This window comes from Nesterenkonia massiliensis (genome assembly GCF_000455245.1).
GTDB classification, from domain to species: Bacteria; Actinomycetota; Actinomycetes; order Actinomycetales; family Micrococcaceae; genus Nesterenkonia; species Nesterenkonia rhizosphaerae.
Window position 1 is genome coordinate 217,024 of sequence record NZ_HG005168.1, and the last position, 6,691, is coordinate 223,714.

The 6,691-nt window shown below is 63.8% G+C and carries 5 protein-coding genes; all 5 read left to right on the forward strand.

The window, feature by feature from the left end; genetic code table 11:
- The first annotated feature begins 62 nt into the window (after positions 1–62).
- Positions 63–2,873 (forward strand): type I DNA topoisomerase, encoded by a 2,811-nt coding sequence (gene topA, locus TX78_RS08190; protein ID WP_081652674.1) that lies wholly within the window; start codon positions 63–65, stop codon positions 2,871–2,873.
- Between the two features lie 18 nt (positions 2,874–2,891).
- Positions 2,892–3,953, forward strand: coding sequence for a Ppx/GppA phosphatase family protein (locus TX78_RS08195; RefSeq protein ID WP_044495258.1), 1,062 nt, complete (start codon positions 2,892–2,894; stop codon positions 3,951–3,953).
- Positions 3,954–4,005: 52 nt separating this feature from the next.
- The gene (locus tag TX78_RS08200; RefSeq protein ID WP_233722218.1) at positions 4,006–4,746 is read left to right on the forward strand and encodes a sugar phosphate isomerase/epimerase family protein; all 741 of its coding nucleotides are present in this window, start codon (positions 4,006–4,008) and stop codon (positions 4,744–4,746) included.
- Between the two features lie 56 nt (positions 4,747–4,802).
- Positions 4,803–5,651, forward strand: a complete 849-nt coding sequence (gene proC / locus TX78_RS08205; RefSeq protein WP_044495260.1) for a pyrroline-5-carboxylate reductase — start codon at positions 4,803–4,805, stop codon at positions 5,649–5,651.
- A 91-nt stretch (positions 5,652–5,742) separates the two neighbouring features.
- Positions 5,743–6,691 (forward strand): potassium transporter TrkG (locus TX78_RS13225; RefSeq protein WP_233722207.1); only part of this gene is annotated, 949 nt, incomplete at its 3' end.

Consider the following 6,691-nt stretch of genomic DNA (forward strand, 5'->3'; position numbering starts at 1 on the left):
TATAGTGAGCATCCGACGGCCGGTCGGCCGTGCTGAAACCCCGTAAGCCTCCAAGGAGATCAGTGCCAGCAGGCAAAAAGCTCGTCATCGTCGAGTCCCCCGCGAAGTCCCGGTCCATCGCCAAGTACCTTGGTGATGACTTCATTGTGGACGCCTCCGCCGGGCATATCCGTGACCTGCCACAGCCCTCTGATTTGCCCCAGGACATGAAGAAGGGGCCCTTCGGCAAATTCGCGGTGGACCCGGAGAACGGCTTTGAGCCCTACTACGTCATCTCCGACTCCAAGAAGTCCAAGGTGCGGGAACTGAAGCAGCAGCTGAAGCAGGCCGATGAACTCTATCTGGCCACTGACGCCGACCGCGAAGGTGAAGCCATTGCCTGGCACCTCTACGAGGTGCTCAAGCCTAAGGTGCCCACTTACCGGCTGACCTTTACCGAGATCACCAAAGAAGGCATCAGCCGGGCAATGGAGAACCTTCGGGAGATCAACACGCACGTGGTGGACGCCCAGGAGACACGGCGCATCCTGGACCGGCTCTTCGGCTACGAGATCTCCCCAGTGCTCTGGCGCAAGGTTGGCAAGGGCCTGTCCGCCGGACGTGTGCAGTCAGTGGCCACCCGCATGGTGGTCGAGCGCGAGCGTGAGCGCATGGCGTTCATCAAAGCTTCCTACTGGGATCTCTCCGGCACCTTCTCCACCGACGGCGGTGAGACCTTCGCCGCTAAGCTCAACGCAGTCGACGGGGCGCGCATCGCCACCGGCAGTGACTTTGATGACCGCGGTGAGCTGAAGAAGAGCCGCAAGGACGTCGTCGTGCTCTCCGAAGACGACGCCAAGAGCCTGGCCGAAAGCCTCACCGGGACCCGCTTCGGCGTGGACTCGGTGGAGGAGAAGCCCTACTCACGCCGGCCGCAACCGCCCTTCACCACCTCCACCCTGCAGCAGGATGCGGCCCGGCGCCTGCGGTTCTCCTCCCGGGTGACCATGCAGGTGGCGCAGCGGCTGTATGAGAACGGCTACATCACCTATATGCGTACTGATTCGACCACGCTGTCGAATGAGGCGCTGAACGCCGCCCGCAAGCAGGCCACCGAACTCTACGGCGGGGAGTCCGTGCCCGCCTCCCCGCGCGTCTACGGCAAGCGCAGCCAGACCGCCCAGGAAGCCCACGAGGCCATTCGCCCCGCCGGTGACTCTTTCCGCACTCCGCGGCAGGTCAAGAACGAACTCTCCGCTGATGAGTTCCGGCTCTATGAGCTGATCTGGAAGCGCACTGTGGCCTCCCAGATGGAGGACGCGAAGGGCTTCACCGCCTCGGTGCGTCTCACTGGGACTGCCGCAGACGGCCACGGCTCGAAGTACCGCGAGGCCACCTTCGCAGCCTCCGGCACGGTCATCACCTTCCCCGGGTTCCTGCAGGCCTATGAAGAGGTCGCAGATGATGCGGAGAAGAAGAGCGACGACGCCGACTCCCGCGGCGGCAACAAACGCCTGCCCAAACTGGAGGAGGGTGAGAACCTCACCAGCGAGGATATTGAGGCCAAGGGGCACGAGACCTCACCGCCGCCGCGCTTCACCGAAGCATCCATTGTGGCGGAGTTGGAAAAGCGTGAGATCGGCCGCCCCTCCACCTACGCTCCCACCATCTCCACCATCATGGACCGCGGCTATGTCACCAAGCGTGGCTCCGCCCTGGTGCCATCCTGGACTGCCTTCAGCGTGATCCGACTGTTGGAGGAACACTTCGGCCAGTACGTCGACTATGACTTCACTGCCCGTCTAGAAGGTGACTTAGACCAGATCGCCCGCGGCGAGGTCGAGCGCGAAGCCTGGCTGCAGGAGTTCTACTTCGGGGCCTCCACCGGCGAAGAGGGCCTGAAAGCCGTGGTGGACAACCTCGGTGAAATTGACGCCCGCGCGATCAACTCCATCGAGATCGCCCCCGGGGTCAACCTGCGGGTAGGCCGCTATGGGCCTTACCTGGAACGACCCAATGCAGACGGTGAAGCCGATGAGAACGGCGAGCTGAAGATGGAGCGCGCCAACATCCCGGAGGACCTGGCCCCCGATGAGCTGACCGCAGCCAAAGCTGAGGAGCTCTTCGAACAGGCTCAGCACTCCGGCCGGGTTCTGGGTACAGACCCGGAGACCGGCCGGGAGATCGTGGCCAAGGACGGACGATTCGGCCCCTACGTCACCGAAGTCATCGAGGAGATGACCGAAGAAGAGATCCAGGCCTATCTGGACGCTCAGCCCACCGAGTACTACAAGAACGGCAACCCCAAGCCCAAGAAGAAGCCGAAGCAGCCTAAGCCGTGCACGGCTTCGCTGCTGAAGTCCATGTCCCTGGAAACGGTGACTCTTCAGGAGGCTCTGCAGCTGTTGTCCCTGCCGCGTGTGGTGGGAACTGACGACGACGGCGAAGAGATCACCGCCCAGAATGGACGCTTCGGCCCCTATCTGAAGAAGGGCAGCGACTCCCGCTCCTTGGAGTCCGAGGAGCAGCTGTTCACCATCACCCTCGATGAGGCGAAGAAGATCTACGCCCAGCCGAAGCAGCGCGGCCGTGCTGCAGCCAAGCCGCCGCTGGCTGAGTTCGGCACGGACCCGACCACAGAAAAACCAGTGGTGGTCAAGGATGGTCGCTTCGGCCCCTACATCACCGACGGCGAGACCAATGTGACGGTCCCGCGCAGTATGACCCTTGAGGCGCTGACCCCCGAGCAGGCCTTCTCCCTGCTGGCTGAGAAGCGCGCCAAGGGTCCGGTGAAGAAAACCGCAGCGAAGTCCACTGCTCGGAAGACGCCGGCGAAGAAAGCACCGGCGAAGAAAACCGCCGGCGGGGCCAAGAAAGCAGCCTCCAAGGCTTAACGGGGAGAGACAACACTTATGCGTCTAGGTGTGCTCGACATCGGGTCGAACACCGTGCATCTGCTTCTGGTGGACGCCCATATCGGCGCCAAACCGGAGGCCTTCGCCTCACATAAGCGGCCGCTGTCGCTGGTGAAGTACCTCGACGACGACGGCGCTATCACCGCTGAGGGCCAGCAGGAACTGCTGGGCTTCATCTCCGAGGCGGTGCGCTTCGCCGCCCGGCACCGGGCCGAGGACATGCTCAGCTTCTGCACCTCAGCTGTCCGGGAGGCGGCCAATGGCGCTGAGGTGCTGGCCCTGGTGGAGAACGAGACCGGCGTGGAACTCACCGAACTCACCGGAGCGCAGGAATCGGCGATGACCTTTTTCGCGGTCCGACGCTGGCGCGGCTGGAGTGCCGGGCACATCCTGAACTTCGATATCGGCGGCGGCAGCTTTGAACTGGCCTACGGCCAATACGAGCTGCCCTCCACGGCGCTCTCAGTGCCCTTGGGCGCTGGCCGATTGACCAGGGAGTGGCTGCCGGAGTCCTATGCCGACGGCGCAGCGCCGTCGAAGGCTCAGATCAAGGCGCTGCGCAGCTACGTCCGGGAAGAGTTTGAAGCCGTGCGCCGGGAGTTCCCCTCGCTGAACCGGCACACCGAGATCACCGCAACCTCCAAGACTTTCCGCTCGCTGGCGCGAATGACCGGTGCCGCGCCCTCTGCGGAGGGTCCCTATGTGCCGCGCACCCTGGCCTACCGGGACCTCAAGCCGCTGGTGAAGCAGCTGGGGGAGATGACCGCCGCTGAGCGGGCCAAGCTGCCCGGTGTCTCAGCAATGCGCTCAGCACAGGTCTATGCCGGTGCTGTAGCTGCCGAGGCAGCTATGCGCGCCTTTGAGGTGGAAGAGCTGAGGATCTGCCCGTGGGCGCTGCGTGAAGGACTGATCCTGCGCCGGCTCGACGCGCTGTCGCGGGAGGCCGGAGTAGAGATCCCGCACGCCCCCGCCGTCGGACACGTGGATTTGGCCAGGGAATTGCGCAGACCCACTCATAAGGACGTCAAAGCACTCGCCGTGGAGCATGCCCGTGCCTGAGAAGCAGACCCCGCAAATTCCGGTGGCACTGTCCACCTCCTCGGTGTACCCCATGGGGGTGGCAGAGGGGTTCTCCATTGCCGAGGACCTCGGTTACGACGGCATGGAGGTGATGGTCACCCATCGTGCCGAGACGCAGTCAGCCGAGAAGCTCAACGAGTATTCACAGCGCTTCGGGCTGCCGATCTACTCCATCCACGCTCCGACTCTGCTGCTGACTCAGCAGGTCTGGGGATCCGCCTGGGACAAACTGCACCGCTCGGCTGCTCTGGCCAAGGCTGTGGGCGCTGAGGTCGTCGTCGCCCATCCGCCCTTCCGCTGGCAGGGCAACTACGCGCTGGGCTTCGCCGACGGCATCGCGGAGATCGAGGAGGACACCGGGGTGCTGATCGCGGTGGAGAATATGTACCCCTGGCGGGCCGGCGGCCGAGAGGCCACCATGTACCTGCCGCATTGGGACCCGGTGCCTGAGCCGTACCCCCATGTGACCTGGGATTTCTCCCACGCAGCCACGGCAGAGGCGGATTCCTATGAGGCGGTGCGTGAACTCGGTGGGCGGCTGCGCCACGTGCACCTGACCGACGGCTGGTCCAACGGGTTCAAAGATGATCACCTCGTGCCCGGCCATGGCGAGCAGCGGGTGGCCGAGACCATTGAGCTGCTCCCACAGCTGGGCTTCGACGGCGTGGTGGCGGTGGAGGTCACCACCCGTGGCGCCAAACAGGTGGGGGAGCGCGAGCGCATGCTCGCTGAATCGCTGGCCTTCGCCCGCAACCACCTGGGCCAAGAGTAGGTGGAGCGGGGGTAGCGGAACCTCAGTCCCCGCAGCCGGGCCTCTAGAGTGGAGACATGACTGCACCGAAAATCGCGATGCTGGGGCTGGGTTCGATGAATGGAGCCATCCTGGCTGGACTGCTGGGTGCTGGAGTGCCCGCCGAGAACATCACCGCCACCACCCGAACTGCAGCCTCAGCTCAGGCCAAAGCAGACCAGTACGGAGTCCAAGTCCTGGCTGAAGAGTCCACAGCTGAGGCCAATCAGCGCGCGGCCGCATCCGCAGGCGTAGTCTTCCTCGGTGTGAAACCGCCGCAGATCACCGGGCTTTGCGCCGAGATCCGGGATGCGCTGAAGCCCGGGGCCGTCGTCGCCTCCGTGGCTGCCGCCGTCACTGTGGCAATGATGGAACAGGCGTTGAATCCCGGACAGCCGGTCATCCGCACTATGCCCAACACCCCGCTCTCAGTCGGACTGGGCGTCGTTGGGCTCACCCCCGGGCGCAGCACCGACCAGCAGCACACCGAGCAGGTAGCACAGCTGCTGGGAACCTCTGGGCGCGTCCACGTGCTGCCCGAGGAGCAGATCGATGCGCTCACCGGTGTAGCGGGTTCAGGGCCCGCCTACGCCTTCTACCTGGCCGAGCATATGGCCGCTGCCGGCGTGGAGATGGGGCTGGATCCGCAGCTGGCCGCAGATCTGGCCGCACAGACCATCTACGGTGCCGGAAAAATGCTGGTGGAAAACTTGGGCACCCACGACGCCGCCCAGCTGCGCCGCAACGTCACCAGCCCCAACGGCACCACCCAGAAAGCCATCGAGACCTTCGACGCCGCGGATATGGGCTCCGCGATCCGGTCCGGAGCACAAGCCTCATCCACCCGGGCAGCGGAGATCACTGAGGAGCTCTCGGCACCGCAATAAGGGACTTCTGCTGGTGCTGACATTCGGCGGCTCAACTATTCCCTGATGCTGCGAAATCACCTCTGGGCGGAATTCGTCGTAGAGTAGGCGCGTGCCGCAAGGGGACGCAGCCACATCAACCGCGTGGGAGACGATCAAACGAGCAGTCGGCCGACTGACTCGATCCTCACCCCCGCGCATGGCGTTGCTGATTTTCGCCGCGGTGATCGCTCTGTTCACCTCACTGCTGATGATGCCCTGGTCCACAGCAACAGGTGAGTCCCCTGAGTTCCATGACGCGCTGTTTGTGGCCACCTCTGCGGTCTCAGTGACCGGGTTGTCCCCGGTCAACACCGCTGAGCACTGGTCGCTGGCCGGGCAGATCGTCATCCTCACAGGCATCCAAGTAGGCGGCCTGGGCATCCTGACGTTGGCCTCACTAGTGGCAGCCTCAGTGACGCATCACCTGGGTCTTCGCACTCGTCTGGTGGCTCAGGAAGGCATCTCCACCGGAAAACTCGGCGAAGTCGGCTCACTGATCAAGACCGTGGTGATCTGCAGCGTCGTCGCCGAGGCCATCCTCGCTCTGGTGCTGATACCCCGGCTGACCATCATTGAAGGCGACATCCTGCGCGGATTCTGGCACGGGATCTTCTACGCCATCAGCGCCTTCAACAATGCAGGCTTCGTCATTCACGCCGACGGCCTCGCCGGAGTCAACCACGACCCTATTGTGCTGTGGACGCTTATGGTCGGCGTATTTGTCGGAAGTCTCGGATTCCCGGTGCTCCTGCTGCTGTGGCGATACCGCTGGCATATCAAGAGCTGGAGCCTGCACACGAAGCTCACCATGGAGATCACCACACTATTCCTGGTGGTGGGCGCAGTGCTTTACGCGATCCTTGAATGGAACCACGTCGACACCATCGGCACCATGACCACCGGGGAGAAGATCCAGAACTCGATCTTCGCCTCGGTCATGATGCGCTCAGGCGGTTTCTCCGTGGTGGAGAACGTCATGGAGCACTCAGAGACCATGCTGAATGGACTCGCTGCTGTCC

What these genes read in the sequence shown, in the direction of transcription:
- TX78_RS08195 (WP_044495258.1), top strand. Translation starts at nt 2,892, where the DNA reads ATGCGTCTAGGTGTGCTCGACATCGGGTCGAACACCGTGCATCTGCTT.
- TX78_RS08200 (WP_233722218.1), top strand. Translation starts at nt 4,006, where the DNA reads ATGGGGGTGGCAGAGGGGTTCTCCATTGCCGAGGACCTCGGTTACGAC.
- proC (WP_044495260.1), top strand. Translation starts at nt 4,803, where the DNA reads ATGACTGCACCGAAAATCGCGATGCTGGGGCTGGGTTCGATGAATGGA.